Origin of the sequence: Vogesella oryzagri, from assembly GCF_040148885.1 — a bacterium.
GTDB lineage: Bacteria > Pseudomonadota > Gammaproteobacteria > Burkholderiales > Chromobacteriaceae > Vogesella > Vogesella oryzagri.
Genome location: NZ_JBEFLD010000003.1, coordinates 113,265 through 130,839, shown reverse-complemented (window position 1 = coordinate 130,839; position 17,575 = coordinate 113,265). Strand labels below are relative to the sequence as shown.

Genomic DNA, 17,575 nt, shown 5'->3' with positions numbered 1-17,575 from the left:
CGGCTTAGAACGGCAGCTTCATGCCGGCCGGCAGATTCATGCCGGCGGTAAAGCCGGACATGCGCTGCTGGGTGGTCTCGTCGACCTTGCGCGCGGCGTCGTTGAACGCGGCGGCGATCAAGTCTTCCAGCATGTCCTTGTCTTCCTTGGCGTCTTCCAGCAGGCTATCGCTGATGCTGATGCGACGAATCACGTGCGCGCAGCTCATGGTGACTTTCACCAGACCGTTGCCGGCCTGGCCTTCCACGTCGACATGCGCCAGCTCTTCCTGCGCCTTCTTCATGTTTTCCTGCATTTGCTGAGCCTGCTTCATCAGGCCCGCGATACCGGCTTTGCCAAACATCGTGTGCTACTCCTGAACGGGTTGTATGGTTTCGGCCAACAGCATGGCGCCCATATCGCGCACCAGCTGCTGTACCAGAGGATCGTTTTCCATGTGTTGGCGGGCGACGGCCAACTGTTCTCGGCGCGAACGGGCATCGCGCATCGCCGGAGTTTCCATGTCCAGCGTCTCGACACTGACGCGCAGCTGCACTTCCATACCCAGATACGCGGACAACACAGCCTTGAGCTTGTTCTGGTAATCCAGCCCGGTAAGGTTGCGGAAGGCTTCCGGCACCGCCAGCTCGAAGGTGTGACCATCCCACTGCTTGAGCGCGGCATTCTGCGCCAGCATGCGTGCGGTACCCATCTTGGCACTCAGCACGGTGATCAACGCCGACCAGTCGCCATCGAAACGGGGCGTATCGTAGCTGCTGGGCGCCGCGACGTCACCTTGAACATAGGCTGCCAGCTCGGCATCTTCATCCATCAGATAGCTGGGCAGCTCGGCTTCCGGCTCGCGCTCGTCCTCTTCCGCCTCGACCGGCTCGGCCACGACCGGCCGGACCGCCGGCGGCGCGGCGGTGGCAACGACAGCCACCGGGGCATTCGGGGCAACCGGTGCCGCGACGGCGGGGGCCGCAACGGCAACCGCCGGCGCCTCCTCCCACGGTGGCGGCGCTTCCGGCGGCGGCGCGGACTGCACTGCCGACGCTACGTTGGCCGCAGGTCTGGGCGCCGCCCGCGCGGGCTCGGGTTCGGGTTCGGCCGCCGGGGCCCTGTCGGCCGGCGGCACACTGCGCTCGCTCTTGCCGCTCATCTGCGCCAGCAGCGCCTTGAACGGCGACTCGGCGCCGCTCGCCGGCTGGGCGGCCGGGGCCGGTGTGCTCGGCACCGGGGCGGTCGGCACGCTGGCCGGGCGGGCAGACGACAACGGCCGCACCATGCTGTCACCGGCATGCTGCGGATGGAAGGCCAGCATGCGCAGCATGGTCATGCTGAAGCCGGCGTGCTCGTCCGGCGCCAGCGCCAGGTCGCGGCGGCCGTGTAGTGCAATCTGGTAGTACAGCTGGATGTCTTCGGCGCCGATGCGCTGTGCCAGCGCGAACAGCGCGTCGCGTTCCGGCTCGTCGCTGGCAATGGCGTCCGGTACGCTCTGCGCCAGTGCCAGCTGGTGCAGCAGGCTGGACAGTTCGGCCAGCGCATTGTCGAAGCCGATACCGCGTGCGGCCAACGTTTCCACTTCCGCCATCAGCCGCGCACCGTCGGCGTCGGCCAGCGCATCCAGCAGGGTAAACAGGTAGCGCTTGTCCACCGCGCCCAGCATGGCGCGCACGCCGTCCTCGCGCACTTCGCCCACGCCGTAGGCAATCGCCTGATCCAGCAGCGACAGCGCGTCGCGCATCGAGCCGGCAGCAGCGCGGCCCAGCAGTGCCAGTGCCGGCGCTTCGTACACGACGCCCTCGACATCCAGCACGTGTGCCAGGTGGCCGGCCACCTGCTGCGGCGTCATGTTGCGCAGACTGAACTGCAGACAGCGCGACAGCACCGTGACCGGCACTTTCTGCGGGTCGGTGGTGGCGAGGATGAACTTGACGTGTGCCGGCGGCTCTTCCAGCGTCTTCAGCATGGCGTTGAAGGCGCTCTTCGACAGCATGTGCACTTCGTCGATGATGTACACCTTGAAGCGACCCATGGTCGGCGCGTACTGCGCGTTCTCCAGCACCTCGCGGATATTGTCGATGCCAGTGTTGGAGGCGGCATCGATCTCCAGCAGGTCGACATAGCGACCGGCATCGATCTGGCGACAGGCCTGGCATTCACCGCACGGCTCGGCGCCGGTGCCGGTTTCGCAGTTCAGGCTCTTGGCCAGGATGCGGGCGATGGTGGTCTTGCCCACGCCGCGGGTGCCGGTCAGCAGGTAGGCGTGGTGCAGGCGCGATTCACGCAGGGCGTTGGACAGCGCGCGTACCACGTGCTCCTGGCCGACCAGATCGGCAAAGCGCTTGGGACGCCACTTGCGGGCGAGAACTTGATAAGTCATAGCGGGCGATTCTAGCAGTTTTTGCGGCGAATCCGACAGCCGGCACCACCGCCGGCGCGCGGCGGCAAGCTAGTTGGCCGCAGGCTGCGCCGGGGTGTAACGCGCGGCCAGGTAGCGGTTGCGGATCTCGGCGGCCAGCTCGTGCGTCACCATCGCGTACAGCGTGCTCTTGTTGTAGCGGGTGATGGTGTAGAAATTGTTGAGCCCCAGCCAGTAGCGGGTGTCGCCGGGCGCCACCTCCAGCGGCACCAGCACGGCCAGGGCGTCGTCGCGCAGCGTGGCGCTCGGCGTCACACCCCGCGCTTTCAGCTCGGCCACGGTGTAGTGCAGGTTGAACTTGTCGGCCACCAGCTCGTCAATGGCCGCCCCCGGCGTCACCTCGGCCGGGATCACCACATCGTCGCCGCCCAGCCAGCCGTGCAGCTGGAAGTAATTGGCGACGCTGCCGATGGCATCGGCCGAGTTGTTCCAGATATCGCGATGGCCGTCGCCATCGAAATCCACCGCCCATTTGCGGAAGCTGGACGGCATGAACTGTGGCATGCCCATCGCCCCGGCGTAACTGCCCTTCAGCGACAGCGCGTTGACGTTTTCACTGCGCGCCAGGCGGAAGAACTCGGCCAGCTCGGCACGGAAAAAGTCCGCACGCCGCGGGTAATCGAAGGCCAACGTGCTCAGCGCATCGGCCAGCCGGTAGTTGCCGGTCACGCGGCCGTAGCGGGTCTCGATGCCCAGAATGGCGACGATGATCTCCGGCTCCACCCGGTACTGCTGCTGCGCACGCAGCAGCGCCGCCTCGTTCTGCTGCCAGAACGCCACGCCGTCCTGCATCAGCTTGTCGCTGTAGAAATTGGGGCGGAACTGGTACCACGGCCGCGCGGTGGACGGCTTGTCCATCACCGCGATGATGTTCGGCTTGGCTTCGACATTGGCGAACACCGCTTCCAGCTCGGCGCGCGACAACTCGCCGCCGGCCACCTGTTCGTCGATAAAGCGCTGTACATCCGGTCGCATCAGCAGCGCCACATCGGCCTGGGCAGAAGAAATAACGGCCAGGGTGGCCACGAGGGCCAGTCGGCGCAAGGCACGCATGGAAAGCTCCTGCAGGTTGGCCGCAAGCCGTGGCGGCTTACGGCTGATCATTGAAATTGAGCGCACTGGACACCAGCCGTGCGGTGATGTCGACGATGGGAATCACCCGCTCGTAGTCCATGCGGGTAGGACCGACCACGCCCAGTGTGCCCACTACCTGGCCATTGAGGCGGTACGGGGCGATCACCACGCTGCAGTCGTCCAGCGGCATCACGCCGGATTCCTCGCCGATGAACAGGTTCACCCCGGGCGCACGCCGGCTTTGCTCCAGCAGCTGCAGCAGCTCGGTCTTGCGCTGAAAGGTATCGAACAGCTCGCGCAGGCGGGACAGGTCGCTGGAAAAGTCGCTGACCGCCAGCAAGCGGCCTTCGCCGCGGATCACGATATCATCGCCGCCCGGCAACGCCTGACGGCCAAACTGGATCGCCGCCGCCATCAGCTCGGAAATATTACCCTGCAGCTGGCGCAGCTCGGTTTCCACCCGGTTGGCCACGCTGTCCAGCTGCTGGCCGGCGTAGTGTTGATTGAGGAAGTTGGCCGCTTCCACCAGCTCGCCCGGATTGTAGTCGCGGCGGGTATGGAACAGGTGGTTCTGCACATCGCCGTCCAGCGTCACCAGGATCAGCAGGATGCGCCGCTCCGACAGGCGCAGGAACTCCACCTGGCGGAAGGCGGCATCGGCGCGCTGCGGCGTCATCACCACCCCGGCGAACTGGGTCAGCTCCGACAGCATTTGCGACGCCGCCTGCACCACGCGCTGCGGGCTGTCCGGCTGGATGCCGCTCTTCAGCTCGGCCAGCATCGGTGCGGCCAACTGCTGTACGGTGAGCAGGCGATCAACAAACAGCCGGTAACCACGCGGCGTGGGAATGCGCCCGGCCGAGGTATGCGGCGAGGCGATCAGGCCCAGGTCTTCCAGCTCGGCCAACATGTTGCGGATGGAGGCCGACGACAATTCCAAGCCGGACACCGCCGCCAGCGTCTTGGAGGCCACAGGTTGGCCGTCGGCGATATAACGCTCGACCAGCACTTTCAGCAGATGTTGCGTGCGTTCGTTCAGCATAATCGGCATTCTTGCACAGCTGGCCCCGTTCCCAAAAGCCCCTGCCAGAGCAGCCAGTCACCGTCGGCGCCGGCTTGGCCGCATGCTGTTTTGTGCGATAATCCGCCGATTGGTTCACCTCCCGCCACTAACGCATGTGGTGCGCATACATCGTTGATTTGCATTTTTATTTGGCACGCCGAATGAAAACGTACATAATCAAAAAACTTTCCTGATACACCCCCGTTAGAATTGAATGGAGCAAGCATGGCAGCCGAAGACAAGAGCAAAGCCCTAGCCGCGGCCCTGGCACAGATCGAGAAGCAGTTTGGCAAAGGCTCGATCATGCGCATGAGCGACAACCAGATCACCGAGAACCTGCAGGTGATCAGCACCGGTTCGCTCGGCCTGGATCTGGCGCTGGGCGTCGGCGGCCTGCCCCGCGGCCGTGTAGTGGAAATCTACGGCCCGGAATCCTCCGGTAAAACCACGCTGTGTCTGCAGGTAGTAGCCGAGGCGCAGAAGCTGGGTGGCACCTGCGCCTACATCGACGCGGAAAACGCGCTGGACCCGCAATACGCACAGAAACTGGGCGTCTCAGTAGAACAGCTGCTGATCTCGCAGCCGGATACCGGCGAGCAGGCACTGGAAATCGCCGACATGCTGGTGCGCTCCGGCGGCGTGGACGTGATCGTGGTGGACTCGGTGGCTGCACTGGTTCCGAAGGCAGAAATCGAAGGCGAAATGGGCGATAACCACGTCGGCCTGCACGCCCGTCTGATGAGCCAGGCACTGCGCAAACTCACCGGCAATATCAAGCGCACCAACACGCTGGTAATCTTCATCAACCAGATCCGCATGAAGATCGGCGTGATGTTCGGCAGCCCGGAAACCACCACCGGCGGTAACGCGCTGAAGTTCTACTCCTCGGTGCGCATGGACATCCGCCGCATCGGTGGCATCAAGAAAGGCGAAGAGATCATCGGCAACGAGACTCGCGTCAAAGTGGTGAAGAACAAGGTATCCCCGCCGTTCAAGCAGGCTACCTTCGACATCCTGTACGGCGAAGGCATCAGCCGCGAAGGCGAAGTGGTCGAGCTGGGCGTGGAGCACGGCTTCATCGAAAAATCCGGCGCCTGGTACAGCTACAACGGCCAGAAAATCGGCCAGGGCAAGGACAACACCCGCGTATGGCTGAAGGACAATCCGAGCATCGCCCAGGAAATCGAACGCAAGGTCCGCGAAGCCGTGGGAGTGAAGGTGGAAATCACCGAAGGCCAGCCGGACGCCGAAGACGAGCTGATTGACGACACCTTCGACGCCTGATGGCAGAGACCGGCAAAAGCCTCAAGGCACGAGCCGTCGATCTTCTGTCCCGCCGCGAGTATTCGCGGCTGGAACTGAAGCGGCGGCTCGCGCCGTTTGCCGACAGCGCCGAAGAGCTGGAGGCGCTGCTCGACGAGTTGGCCGCCAACCGCTGGCAATCCGATAGCCGCTTTGCCGAGCAGTTCGCCAGCAGTCGGGCGCGCAAATACGGCAGCCGCCGCATCGTGATGGAAATGCGCGAGCGCGGCATCGATCGCGACACCATCCGCGACGCCTTGTCCGGCCAGGACGAACTGGCCACCGCACGCGAACAATGGCGCAAGAAATTCGGCCAACCTCCGGCCGATGCCGCGGAACGCGCCAAGCAAATGCGCTTCCTCGCCGGTCGCGGCTTCGACATGGACATCATCCGCAAGGTCATCGCCGGCAGCGACGACTTTCCGGACAGCGAATAACGCATCGCAACAAAGTCGTCGCCCGCATCACCGCAGCAACCCTTGCCAGCACTGGCAAGGGTTGCCACAATCGAGCCGAGACCTTTGCGCCCTCATCTTGCGATTAGGGCGCGCAAAGCCAACGATCACGAAATCAACGCCCAATACCATGAAAACCTCAGAAATCCGTCAGAAGTTTCTCAGCTTCTTTGCTTCCAAGAACCACCAGGTGGTGGCCTCCAGCAGCCTGATCCCGGGTAACGACCCGACGCTGATGTTCACTGTCGCCGGTATGGTGCAGTTCAAGGACGTGTTCCTCGGCTTTGAAAAACGCGATTACACCCGAGCCACCACCAGCCAGAAATGTCTGCGCGCCGGCGGCAAGCACAACGACCTGGAAAACGTTGGCTACACCGCGCGCCACCATACTTTCTTTGAAATGCTGGGTAACTTCAGCTTTGGCGACTATTTCAAGCGCGATGCCATCACCTTTGCCTGGGAGTTTCTCACCGGCGAACAGTGGCTGGCCCTGCCGAAGGACAAGCTGATGGTGACCGTGTACGCCAGCGACGACGAGGCGTACGACATCTGGCACAAGGAAGTGGGTCTGCCGGCCGAGAAAATCGTGCGCATCGGCGACAACAAGGGCGCGCCGTATGCCTCCGACAACTTCTGGACCATGGGCGACACCGGCCCCTGCGGCCCGTGCACCGAAATCTTCTTCGATCACGGCCCAAGCGTCGCTGGCGGCCCTCCGGGCAGCCCGGATGAAGACGGCGACCGCTTCATGGAAATCTGGAACAACGTGTTCATGCAGTTCAACCGCGACGAGACCGGCACCCTGCACCCGCTGCCGAAGCCGTCGGTGGATACCGGCATGGGCCTGGAGCGCCTGTCCACCGTACTGCAGGGCGTGCACTCCAACTACGAAACCGACGCACTGGCCTGCCTGGTACGCGCCGCGGCACGCGAAACCGGCGTGTCGTACAGCCAGGATGTACCGTCGCTGAAAGTGATCGCCGACCACATCCGCGCCTGCTCGTTCATGATCGCCGATGGCATCCTGCCCTCCAGTGACGGCCGCGGTTACGTGCTGCGCCGCATTGCCCGTCGCGCCATCCGCCACGGCTACAAGCTGGGCCAGAAAGGCCTGTTCTTCCACAAGATCGTTGCCGACCTGGTGGCCGAGATGGGCGATGCCTATCCGGAACTACGCCAGCAACAGGCGGTGATCGAGGATGCGCTGCGTCAGGAAGAAATCAAGTTCGCCGAAACCTTGGACACCGGTATGGCGCTGGTAGATGCCGCGCTGCAAGGCGGCAAGACCGCCATGGACGGCGACACCGTGTTCAAGCTGTACGATACCTATGGCTTCCCGGTGGACCTCACCGCCGATATCTGCCGCGAACGCAATATCGAAGTGGATCTGGACGGCTTCGAGCGCGCGATGGAAGAACAGCGCAACCGCGCCCGCGCCGCCTCCGCCTTCAAGGTGACCGGCAATGTCAGCTACGACGGCGCCGACACCACTTTCCACGGCTACAACAGCAGCAGTATCGATGCCAAGATCATCGCCCTGTACAAGGGTACCGAGCCGGTACAAAGCCTGAACGCTGGCGACGACGGCATCGTGGTACTGGATAACACCGCGTTCTACGCCGAAGGCGGTGGCCAGGTGGGCGATGTGGGCGAGATTTCCGTCTCTGGTGGCGTGGGCGCCCTGTTCGACGTGGCCGACACCCAGAAGATCAAGTCCGCGGTATTCGGCCACACTGGCCGTCTGGACCGTGGCACGCTGATGGTAGGCGATACCGTGCAGGCCACCATCGATCTGCACAAGCGTCAGGCCACTGCACGCAACCACTCTGCCACCCACCTGCTGCATGCCGCACTGCGCAAGGTCTTGGGTAGCCACGTGGCGCAAAAGGGTTCGCTGGTGAATGCCGAGCGCACCCGCTTCGACTTTGCCCACGGCCAGCCGGTAAGCGCCGAGGAAATCGCCGAGATCGAACGCGTGGTGAACCACGTGGTAGCAGCCAACTATGAAGTCAGCGCCCGGGTGATGGGCTTTGACGATGCGGTACGCGCCGGTGCCATGGCGCTGTTTGGCGAGAAGTACGGCGATGAAGTGCGCGTGCTGACCATGGGCGACTTCTCCGCCGAACTGTGCGGCGGCACCCACGTGAACCGCACTGGCGATATCGGCTTCTTCAAGATCGTATCCGAAGGCGGTGTCGCCGCCGGCGTGCGCCGCATCGAGGCCGTAACCGGCGAAGGTGCCGTCGCGCACATCCAGACCCAGGATGCCCTGTTGAAAGCCGCTGCGGCCAACCTCAAGGCGCAGAGCAGCGATGAAGTGCTGGCCAAGATCGGCAGCCTGCAAGGCGAACTGAAGGCGCTGGAAAAAGAACTGACCGGTCTGAAAGCCAAGCTGGCCGCCTCGGCCGGCGAAAGCCTGGCCGAGCAGGCGGTGGAGGTGAACGGTGTGAAACTGCTGGCGGCCGAGCTGGAAGGCGCAGACAACACCACACTGCGCGAGACGCTGGACAAGCTGAAAGACAAGCTGGGCTCGGCGCTGATCGTGCTGGGCAGCAAGGCCGACGGCAAGGTGGCCCTGATTGCCGGCGTCACCAAAGACCTGACCGGCCGCTTCAAGGCCGGTGAACTGGTCAACCACGTGGCGCAGCAGGTAGGCGGCAAAGGCGGCGGTCGCCCGGACATGGCCCAGGCCGGTGGCACGCAGCCGGAAAACCTGGCCGCCGCACTGGCCAGCGCCCGCGACTGGGTTGCCGCCAAGTAAGCCGCGGCCAACCTTTCCGGCACCACAGCACAACGGCTACCTTGCGGTAGCCGTTTTTCTTGCCTGTCGGCGCCGATGAGCCACACTGAGAGCAGCCCGACAACCCTCCCACCGAGGTGTCCCATGCGTCCGCTCATTCTGCTTGGCTGCCTGCTGTTGTCGATGCTCGCGCACAGCGCGCCGTTGCTGACCGTGACCGAGGACTGGCCACCTTACAACACCCTGCTCGACCCGCAACAGGCAGATGGCGCCTATGCCCGCGTGGTGCGTACCGCGTTGCAGCGTAGTGGCCTGCCCAGTGGTATCCAGGTCTATCCGTGGGCGCGCAGCCTGGCACACACCACCTTGCGGCCGGACACACTGGTTTTCGCGCTGGCCCGTACCGAAAGCAGGGAGTCGCAATTCATCTGGGTCGCCCGGCTCGGAGAAGTGGCCGTGTACCTGTGGCACGAGCCCGGTCTGAACAGAAACCTGCACCAGGCGCGTGACTGCTGCAGCATTTGCGCCGTACGGCAGGATGCCAGCGAGGAAAGCATCCTCGCAGCCGGCTTTGCCAGCTCGCACCTTACCCAGGCCAACAATCACGCCGACTGCCTGCGACTGGTGCGCAACGGCAGCATCGACTACCTGGTCCAGTCCGACCCGCCACTGCAAATGCTACTGCGGCAGCAAGGCCTGGCGGTCGACAGCCTGCAGCGCGGCCCGCTGCTGCAGCGCTACACCGTCTACCTGGCCGCCAGCCGTGGCACCCGCCCGCGGGTAATACGCACACTGCAGCGGACGCTGGCCCGTATGGATGCTAGCGGTGAAAGCCGCAAGATCATCACCAGCACCCTGAAACAAGCCGGCATCCAGCCCTGATGGCGGCTAGCGCCGCCACCACCAGCTGGTATCGGGCGGTAGATCCCCATCCGGCAGCACCGGATTGGCGAGCTGGAACACCCGCCGAGGGTGGGCGCGCAACTCGGCAATTTCTGCAGCATAGTAGCGCTCGAACAGGCGGCGCCAGGAACCGTCGGCCAGCGCCAAGCGAAGCCCGTGTTCGATGCTGCGCGCCAGCGGCTGATTGTCCTTGCGCACCCAGAAATACACCGGGTAGGGAAAATACAGCGCCAACTCAGGCTCCAACATCAACTGCGGGAACTGCAGACGGCGCTGCAACAATTCGCGGCGCGCTTCGTTGAGACCGCGCGGGAAAGCATCGAATCGGCCTGCGGCCAACATGGTGAACAGATTTTCGTAGCCGGATGCCCTTACCACCGGCAGACCATTCGCTTCCATGATCGGCACATCTGCCCAGGCCTCGTTCAGGCCAAAATTCAACCGGCGCAGCCCGTCCAGCTGCAGGCCCAGAAAGCGCTGTTGTGTGGCAGAACGGATGATCAGCACGCGATAGCCCACCATGCCACGGCTGATATCGATCTTCACCGGCAGCATGTGCGCCTCACGGCCGCGATTGGTGCCCAAGGCCAGCACGTCGATGGCGCCACTGCCCTGTAACAGCGCCATGGCACGCTCCTGCGACAACTCTTCGGCAAATGGCTGCAATGATGGCAGCTCGCCCAGCCGCGCATGCGCCAAGGCCAGCTCCAGCACCTTCCAGCGATACTCATAAATCGGACCGACCGGAAAATAACGCAGAGGTGGTACCGCCATGCTTGCCTTCGCACACATCAGCAGCAACAGCCAGCACAGCATCCGGCGTAGATGCCCGTCCCAATGGGAATTCACAGTGACTTGCATCCTCAGTCCATATGACTAGGTGTTAGCAGCATAGCCAATCGCCTGCCGGCATGGCCTAATCAATTCCATACGCAAAAGCCCACGGTAAAAACCGTGGGCTTTTTGTCTTTGGCTCCCCGTTCCGGTCTTGCTGCGAACCGTGGAGCTGAATTTTGCACTGCCGACACGCTTTGTGCGTCGTGCCGCTTGAGAGGTGCGAATCCTACCTATGGCCCCTGACCATGTCAAGCCCCCTCCAATCACAGAGCCGTATCCATCAACCTGAAATAACGATCTGGCATGTTGTGTTGTCAGTGACTTCAATACCACCAACCTCAGGATTATCGATTTTAAGCCCGTCGAACCTCAAACATCGAAAACAAACAGCAGTTCCATCACAAAGCACTCCAACGTTTGGCAAATCATCAACCCCACTTTCAACCAACCCTCTCAAATGCTCATTCGAATGCTTGTCAAGCACCTTGACGATACCATTCAGAGCTTCATTACCTGAATCAAATCCAGCGTATAGGATATTAAACCTATCGGGCAGATAAACATTATTATAAATTGGCATTTCTCTGCGATTGAAAGCAGGATGATTACCCAGCTCCGAATCATTTACAATTCCGACACCCGAGCCAACCCATTCTGGTTTATTGCAAACCTCAGAAATAAAAATAGAAATAGCAAGCATCTCTGGATTGCCAACTGCATCATGGAATTCATAAATAAACGATGCGCCATCAACAGCACTGATAAGGTACTTTCCACTGCATTTTTCAATAGAAAAAACTGCGAAAGCTGCAGCACTGACTTTTTTAAGCCCTATTTCCTTCGAGTTTGTATCGATAACGACAAATTTCTCAAGTGATGCTAACTCCTCAAGCCCGGATATACTTGCAAAGTCACCAACCCCCGTATAAACGGTTCTGTTTTTAATTTTCCCTGACTCTCGATCATGAAAGACTGATCTGGAAAATTCAGCACCTTGAACGACGTCACCATTTTCATTAACAAGTACGATTTTACCTCCACCCAGATCGACCAACCGCAAACCAGAGTGCCCTTCGGGCAAATCAATCTCAATTTTCAGCTTGGCTTCTTTGCCTACATTTTTCTTCTTCATAACGCCTCCATCAAAATGTCATTATTTGCCATAGGGAGCGCATTTTCCACCCCTGAAACACCTGCGAGTGGCATGCTGTAATCGCAGCATGGCCACGAAACGCGACCTCTCTTCCCCGCTTGATTCCGTCACCTTCCGCTGTGCCCCCTGCCGCCATACCTTCGATGCGCAGCCGGATACAGTGGAGGATGAGCCGTCGGCCGAGCATCACCCCTACCGCTACACCGCGCCGTGTCCGTTTTGCGGCCAACCTTGCGCGCAGGCGCCATTCCACAAGGGGCTGCTGAAGGCCTGGGCAAGCGCCACGGGGCCACGCACGGCCGAAGGCAAGGCAGCGACCGCACGCAACCTTGAAGGCCATCCTGTTCCGCGCTGGTGGTGTGCGAGCAGGTCGGCAACTTTGTGACCTTCCCCTTTGTGAAGGACTGGCCGGCCGGTACCGACGATGCGGTGGTGGAGCGCGATCTGCTGGGCCTGTGGGAATACTTCCGGCCGGACTACGCCAACGGCGATGCCTACGGCCTGGGCATGCTCACCCTGGGCGACATCCAGGACGTGCTGTACCTGCTGGACAGCTTCTTTGCCGGCACCCCGCTGCCCAAGGGCATGATGGGCTACACCGACGGCATGGCCCGAGACATCCTGGAAGACCTGAAGCGGGATTACTTCGACGAGGTGGACCAGCTGCAGGACATGCTGGCGCTGGTCTATGAATTCGGCTTTCGCCTGCAGCTGCTGCTGCGCGGCATCAACCCGGACGCCGAGACGTTTGCCATCACCTTTGCCGAGCGCCGCACCGAGACCCTGAGCCAAACCACCGACCGGGCGCTGAAGCTGAAAGCGCTGGGCCTGCCACAATCCATGGTGTGGGAGGAAATCGGCTACAACGCCACCGAGGTAGAGGCCCGCCGCCAGAGCGATGCCAAGCACTTCGACCCCTACCCCGAGCCGAACGCACCGCCGGCGGTAAAGATCACCCCGGGCAACGGCCGCAAGGGCGACAGCGCCACCAGCGTGGGCCATGGCCACTAACGCCGAGCGTGCGGCCAAGATCCGCGAGGCCACGCTGCAGGCGGTGCGCGAGCGCAACCAGCTGGGCGATGCCGCCATTGAGCAGCTGGTAGCCGCCCCGGTGGTCACCGCGGATCTGGCCCGCCGCATCGAGCGCGAGCCCGCACAGCCAATTTGTGTTCACCGGCATCTTGCGGTGCGGCGAGTGCGGCGCCGCCATGCAGACAGAAACCGCCACCGGCCGCGCCAAGCTCTACCACTACTACAACTGCAGCAAGGCACAGAAAGGTGCCGGCTGCCGCAACCGCCGCATCAGCGCCCCGGAGTTCGACTCCTGGATGGTAGACACCGTACTTGGCCAGGTTCTGACCCCTGCCCGCATGCGGGATGTCATGAAGGAAATTGCCGAGCTGACCAATAGCTGGCAGGACGAGCACCTGCGGCGCCGTGAAGCCGTGCTGCGTGAAATTAAGGAAGCCACCCGGCGCAGAGCCAACCTGTTTGATGTCCTGGAGCTGCACGGCAAGGATGCGCCACACCTCGGGGACCTGGCCGGCCGGATCCGCGAGCTGAATACCCAGATCAAAACGCTAGAAGATGACCTCGCCAGGATTGACGATGAGGCGGCGCCAGAAATTCAGGTGACGGATGAGGAAATCAATCTGGCTACGGCCGCGATGGCGCGGGTAGTGAGGAATACAGACAAGCCGGCAAAGTTGCGCGCACTGATGGGTTCGTTCATTGGCCACATCATGCTGAACACTGCGGATGTATCGATGGAATATCGCCCTGACAGCGTTTTGGGCAAGAAAAAACGCCACGACCATTCGGTTCGTAGCGTTGATTCTTGGCTCCCCGAGCTGGGCTCGAACCAGCGACCTGCGGATTAACAGTCCGTCGCTCTACCAACTGAGCTATCAGGGAACATTTCTTGCATGAATCACCGGCGCCGCCGATGCTTCCAAATTGTTTGGCTCCCCGAGCTGGGCTCGAACCAGCGACCTGCGGATTAACAGTCCGTCGCTCTACCAACTGAGCTATCAGGGAACATTTCTTGCATGAATCACCGGCACCGCCGATGCTTCCAAATTGTTTGGCTCCCCGAGCTGGGCTCGAACCAGCGACCTGCGGATTAACAGTCCGTCGCTCTACCAACTGAGCTATCAGGGAACATTTCTTGCGTGAACCACCGGCGCCGCCGATGCTTCCAAATTGTTTGGCTCCCCGAGCTGGGCTCGAACCAGCGACCTGCGGATTAACAGTCCGTCGCTCTACCAACTGAGCTATCAGGGAACACAAAATTACTGCACTGCTTGAAACTGGCTCCCCGAGCTGGGCTCGAACCAGCGACCTGCGGATTAACAGTCCGTCGCTCTACCAACTGAGCTATCAGGGATTCGTTTCAAGAGCTGCGCATTTTAGGCAGCACTTCGCTTTTCGTCAAGCCTGAAATCACAAACTTTTCAGGCCTGACGGTACTTTCAGCGATTAGCCTTCGTTGCGAGTCTGCACCTGCACCAGCTCGATCGGCGCGACTTCGGCGGCATCACGCACCACTTCGCGGCGGCGCTTGCCCTTGGGTTCCTCTGCCACTTCAACGGCTTGCGGCAGTTCGCTGAGCGCGCGAGTCGTCACCATGACCAAGCCACCCAGCTCCGCTGGCGCAGCGGTTGCCGTGGCGATGCTGGTGGCCGGTGCCGCCACCTTCACTTCGGCAATCACCGCAGCGGCAACATTGATGACTTCTGTCTGCACTTCGACGGCGGCGACAGCGGTCACTTCGGCCGGTACTGCGTCAGCCACGACGTCGGCCACGGCAAACGGCGCAGGCTCAACAACCTCGGCCAGCTCGACCACCGCCTCGGCCGCCATAATCGCCGGCTCAACGGTTTCAGTCTGGGCCACTTCTTCAGCCTCTACCGCAGCCACCGCTTCCGGCTCCGACACTGCTTGGGTAACTTCCAGCACCTGCTCAGCCTGTTCCGCTACTGGGGCGGCAAGCACCAGTTCGCTCGCCACTGGCGCCACGGCAGCGTCAACTTCCACCGCCGGCACAACGGCCTCAGACACCGCGGTTTCAGCTTCGCTATCTATCGCGGCAACGTCGCCCTGCTCCGCCGCTACGGCTTCTGCAGCGGTCTCGCCATTGGCAACATCATCACGTCGATCACGACGCGAACGACGACGACGACGCTCGCGCGGCTCGCGCTGCTGCTCGCCGGCTTCTGCCGTCGGTGCCTGTTCGCCTGCGGCCACGGCTTCAGCGGCTTGCTCGGCAACTGCCTCACCGGCCACCAGACTGGCTTCAACGTTGGCCGCAACTTGCGCGTCCTTGTTGGCATCACGATTGCGCTCGCGACGGCGCTCGTTGCGCTGCCCCTGATCGCGACCTTCGCGCACCACTTCACCTTCTACGGCTTCGTTACGCGGGCTGTTCTCGCGCGGCTCGCGAGCCTCACGCGGCTCACGCTCGCGCCGCGGCGCACGCTCTTGACGCGGCGCCTGCTCATCGCGTGCCACCGCTTCCTGCGCACCACGGCGACGCTCGTCCTGACGCGGCTGACGCTCTTCGCGACCGGCCTCACGGCCAGACTCACGATTACCGCGCTGCTCGTCACGCTCACGACGCTGACCGTTGCCACCGCTACGGCGCTCATTACGCTGACGCGGACCACGCTGTTCGCGAGCTACCGGCTTCTTGGCTTCCACCTTCGGCTCGGTCACTGGCGCCGGCGCTTCACCCAGCAGCCCCTTGAACCAACCGACAATCTTGCCCAGCAGGCCCTCGCCAGCAGTAGCAACAGGTGCCGCCGCTTGCGCAGGCGCCTGCGGCTCTGTCGCCATCGGCGCCGGCTGTGCCGGGGTAATGCCTTTCACCGCCGCTTCCAGACGCTCCGGCTTGGCTTTTTCCTGGCCGAACGGCAAGACATCGGTCTGCTCCGGCATTTCCACACGACGGTAGCTCGGCGCATCCCCAACTTCCGCCAGATCATCATGACGAACACGAACGATCTGGTAATGCGGGGTTTCCAGATGCAGGTTAGGAATCAGCACCACCGCAACATCAAGACGGGCTTCGATGGAGTAGATTTCGGCACGCTTTTCGTTCAGCAGGAACGTGGCCACATCCACTGGCACCTGCGCGTGTACCGCGCCGGTGTTTTCCTTCATCGCCTCTTCCTGAATGATGCGCAGGATGTGCAGGGCGGAGGATTCGATACCGCGAATGAAGCCGATACCGTGACAACGCGGGCACGGCACGTGGCTGGTTTCACCCAGCGACGGTTGCAGGCGCTGACGCGACAGTTCCAGCAGGCCGAAACGGGACAGCTTGCCCATCTGCACGCGGGCACGATCGTGCTTGAGCACGTCGCGCAGGCGGTTTTCCACGTCGCGCTGGTTCTTCGGGTTTTCCATATCGATGAAATCGATAACGATCAGGCCGCCTAGGTCGCGCAGACGCAGTTGACGGGCGATCTCTTCGGCCGCCTCCAGGTTGGTCCGGAAAGCGGTGTCCTCGATATCCGCACCCTTGGTGGCACGAGCCGAGTTCACGTCGACGGAAACCAGTGCTTCGGTGTGATCGATCACGATGGCGCCGCCAGACGGCAGCGTCACCGCGCGAGAGAAGGCGGTTTCGATCTGGTGTTCGATCTGGAAACGGGAGAACAGCGGCACCGGGTCTTTGTACAGTTTCACGCGGCCAACGTTGTTGGGCATCACGTGACTCATGAACTGACGGGCCTGCTCGTAGATTTCCTCGGTATCAATGAGGATTTCGCCGATATCCGGCTGGAAGTAATCGCGGATGGCACGAATAACCAGGCTGCCTTCCTGCAGAATCAGGAACGGCGCGGACTGGGCACCGGCGGCACCATCAACGGCGCGCCACAGCTGCAGCAGGTAGTTGAGATCCCACTGCAGTTCTTCCAGATTGCGACCGATACCGGCGGTGCGGGCGATCAGGCTCATGCCGCCCGGCACTTCCAGTTGTGCCAGCAGATCTTTCAGTTCCTGACGCTCTTCACCCTCGATACGGCGCGAAACACCGCCGCCGCGCGGGTTGTTCGGCATCAGCACCACATAGCGGCCAGCCAGGCTGATATAAGTGGTGAGTGCGGCACCCTTGTTGCCACGCTCGTCCTTCTCCACCTGCACCACAACTTCCATACCTTCGCGCAGCACGTCCTGGATACGCGGACGACCACCGTCGTAGTTCTGGAAATAGGAACGGGCAACTTCCTTGAATGGCAGGAAACCGTGACGTTCGGTACCGTAATCGACAAAGCAAGCCTCAAGGGACGGCTCGATACGAGTGATCGTCCCTTTGTAGATATTGCCCTTGCGTTGCTCCTTGCCAACCGTCTCGATATCAAGATCGATGAGCTTTTGCCCATCAACAATGGCGACGCGCAGTTCTTCTGCCTGCGTCGCATTGAAAAGCATGCGTTTCATTAAAAATTCCCTGTGCGCACACTCACGCAAGGGTTACAGCAAGTATTTGACGGCCCAATGTCTGAGATGGGCGCATTCCGAAAGAAGCGTAGAGTAAAGAGCGCAATACAACGATGTACTAAGCCGACTTCCTGTCTAGTGTCACGTGGCCCCCGGTAGCCGTGTACGGCTTCCGGCTTCTGGATTGCCCCCTCCAGAG

The 17,575-nt window shown here is 61.9% G+C and carries 12 protein-coding genes, 5 tRNA genes and 1 pseudogene; 6 read left to right on the top strand and 12 right to left on the bottom strand.

Annotation, left to right across the window (positions count from 1 at the left end; translation table 11 throughout):
* Nucleotides 1-4 precede the first annotated feature (4 nt).
* The 4 genes from ABNW52_RS05885 to hrcA all read right to left on the bottom strand — a co-directional run bounded on the left by ABNW52_RS05885 (nucleotide 5) and on the right by hrcA (nucleotide 4,520).
* Nucleotides 5-343, bottom strand: coding sequence for a YbaB/EbfC family nucleoid-associated protein (locus ABNW52_RS05885; RefSeq protein ID WP_349585350.1), 339 nt, complete (start codon nucleotides 341-343; stop codon nucleotides 5-7).
* Between the two features lie 6 nt (nucleotides 344-349).
* Complete coding sequence (dnaX, locus tag ABNW52_RS05880) at nucleotides 350-2,365, bottom strand: DNA polymerase III subunit gamma/tau (RefSeq protein WP_349585347.1); 2,016 nt, start codon at nucleotides 2,363-2,365, stop codon at nucleotides 350-352.
* A 69-nt stretch (nucleotides 2,366-2,434) separates the two neighbouring features.
* Nucleotides 2,435-3,457, bottom strand: a complete 1,023-nt coding sequence (gene mltB, locus ABNW52_RS05875) for a lytic murein transglycosylase B (RefSeq protein WP_349585344.1) — start codon at nucleotides 3,455-3,457, stop codon at nucleotides 2,435-2,437.
* 37 nt (nucleotides 3,458-3,494) lie between these two features.
* Nucleotides 3,495-4,520, bottom strand: a complete 1,026-nt coding sequence (hrcA, locus tag ABNW52_RS05870) for a heat-inducible transcriptional repressor HrcA (RefSeq protein WP_349585342.1) — start codon at nucleotides 4,518-4,520, stop codon at nucleotides 3,495-3,497.
* Nucleotides 4,521-4,766: 246 nt separating this feature from the next.
* Here hrcA and recA point away from each other — a divergent pair, with 246 nt between their 5' ends.
* The 4 genes from recA (at nucleotide 4,767) to ABNW52_RS05850 (ending at nucleotide 9,920) form a co-directional block, all read left to right on the top strand.
* A complete protein-coding gene (recA, locus tag ABNW52_RS05865; protein ID WP_349585339.1) occupies nucleotides 4,767-5,825 on the top strand; it encodes a recombinase RecA in 1,059 nt (352 codons plus the stop codon).
* Entirely contained in the window at nucleotides 5,825-6,280 is a 456-nt protein-coding gene (gene recX / locus ABNW52_RS05860) for a recombination regulator RecX (RefSeq protein ID WP_349585336.1), read from the top strand. Before recA ends, recX begins: the two co-directional genes overlap by 1 nt.
* A 148-nt stretch (nucleotides 6,281-6,428) precedes the next feature.
* Nucleotides 6,429-9,059 carry an alanine--tRNA ligase gene (gene alaS / locus ABNW52_RS05855; protein ID WP_349585334.1) on the top strand — a complete coding sequence of 877 codons (2,631 nt, stop codon included), beginning with the start codon at nucleotides 6,429-6,431 and terminating at the stop codon, nucleotides 9,057-9,059.
* A 123-nt stretch (nucleotides 9,060-9,182) separates the two neighbouring features.
* A complete protein-coding gene (locus tag ABNW52_RS05850) occupies nucleotides 9,183-9,920 on the top strand; it encodes a substrate-binding periplasmic protein (protein ID WP_349585331.1) in 738 nt (245 codons plus the stop codon).
* Nucleotides 9,921-9,926: 6 nt separating this feature from the next.
* On the opposite strand, the gene ABNW52_RS05845 is transcribed toward ABNW52_RS05850, so the two are convergent.
* Together ABNW52_RS05845 and ABNW52_RS05840 are read right to left on the bottom strand one after the other, a co-directional pair.
* On the bottom strand, nucleotides 9,927-10,802 hold the full coding sequence (locus ABNW52_RS05845) for a substrate-binding periplasmic protein (RefSeq protein ID WP_349585330.1): 876 nt from the start codon (nucleotides 10,800-10,802) through the stop codon (nucleotides 9,927-9,929).
* 256 nt (nucleotides 10,803-11,058) lie between these two features.
* Nucleotides 11,059-11,910 (bottom strand): hypothetical protein, encoded by an 852-nt coding sequence (locus ABNW52_RS05840; protein ID WP_349585327.1) that lies wholly within the window; start codon nucleotides 11,908-11,910, stop codon nucleotides 11,059-11,061.
* A 402-nt stretch (nucleotides 11,911-12,312) separates the two neighbouring features.
* Here ABNW52_RS05840 and ABNW52_RS05835 point away from each other — a divergent pair, with 402 nt between their 5' ends.
* Nucleotides 12,313-12,942: a hypothetical protein gene (locus ABNW52_RS05835; RefSeq protein WP_349585325.1), complete on the top strand. Its 630-nt coding sequence runs from the start codon at nucleotides 12,313-12,315 to the stop codon at nucleotides 12,940-12,942.
* 197 nt (nucleotides 12,943-13,139) lie between these two features.
* Nucleotides 13,140-13,208 (top strand): annotated as a pseudogene (locus ABNW52_RS18545) (hypothetical protein); the annotation flags it as partial.
* A gap of 561 nt (nucleotides 13,209-13,769) precedes the next feature.
* Here the strand turns inward: ABNW52_RS18545 and ABNW52_RS05825 are convergent.
* The 6 genes from ABNW52_RS05825 to ABNW52_RS05800 form a co-directional block, all read right to left on the bottom strand.
* Nucleotides 13,770-13,845: transfer RNA gene (locus ABNW52_RS05825), tRNA-Asn, on the bottom strand.
* Nucleotides 13,846-13,892: 47 nt separating this feature from the next.
* Nucleotides 13,893-13,968: transfer RNA gene (locus tag ABNW52_RS05820), tRNA-Asn, on the bottom strand.
* 47 nt (nucleotides 13,969-14,015) lie between these two features.
* Nucleotides 14,016-14,091, bottom strand: a tRNA-Asn gene (locus ABNW52_RS05815).
* Between the two features lie 47 nt (nucleotides 14,092-14,138).
* Nucleotides 14,139-14,214: transfer RNA gene (locus ABNW52_RS05810), tRNA-Asn, on the bottom strand.
* Between the two features lie 27 nt (nucleotides 14,215-14,241).
* Nucleotides 14,242-14,317: transfer RNA gene (locus tag ABNW52_RS05805), tRNA-Asn, on the bottom strand.
* Between the two features lie 92 nt (nucleotides 14,318-14,409).
* Complete coding sequence (locus ABNW52_RS05800; RefSeq protein ID WP_349585321.1) at nucleotides 14,410-17,376, bottom strand: Rne/Rng family ribonuclease; 2,967 nt, start codon at nucleotides 17,374-17,376, stop codon at nucleotides 14,410-14,412.
* Nucleotides 17,377-17,575 lie beyond the last annotated feature (199 nt).

Bases quoted from the DNA above. Each gene is read 5' to 3' on its own strand.
- ABNW52_RS05885 (WP_349585350.1), bottom strand. From the start codon at position 343: ATGTTTGGCAAAGCCGGTATCGCGGGCCTGATGAAGCAGGCTCAGCAA.
- dnaX (WP_349585347.1), bottom strand. From the start codon at position 2,365: ATGACTTATCAAGTTCTCGCCCGCAAGTGGCGTCCCAAGCGCTTTGCC.
- mltB (WP_349585344.1), bottom strand. From the start codon at position 3,457: ATGCGTGCCTTGCGCCGACTGGCCCTCGTGGCCACCCTGGCCGTTATT.
- hrcA (WP_349585342.1), bottom strand. From the start codon at position 4,520: ATGCTGAACGAACGCACGCAACATCTGCTGAAAGTGCTGGTCGAGCGT.
- recA (WP_349585339.1), top strand. From the start codon at position 4,767: ATGGCAGCCGAAGACAAGAGCAAAGCCCTAGCCGCGGCCCTGGCACAG.
- recX (WP_349585336.1), top strand. From the start codon at position 5,825: ATGGCAGAGACCGGCAAAAGCCTCAAGGCACGAGCCGTCGATCTTCTG.
- alaS (WP_349585334.1), top strand. From the start codon at position 6,429: ATGAAAACCTCAGAAATCCGTCAGAAGTTTCTCAGCTTCTTTGCTTCC.
- ABNW52_RS05850 (WP_349585331.1), top strand. From the start codon at position 9,183: ATGCGTCCGCTCATTCTGCTTGGCTGCCTGCTGTTGTCGATGCTCGCG.
- ABNW52_RS05845 (WP_349585330.1), bottom strand. From the start codon at position 10,802: ATGCAAGTCACTGTGAATTCCCATTGGGACGGGCATCTACGCCGGATG.
- ABNW52_RS05840 (WP_349585327.1), bottom strand. From the start codon at position 11,910: ATGAAGAAGAAAAATGTAGGCAAAGAAGCCAAGCTGAAAATTGAGATT.
- ABNW52_RS05800 (WP_349585321.1), bottom strand. From the start codon at position 17,376: ATGAAACGCATGCTTTTCAATGCGACGCAGGCAGAAGAACTGCGCGTC.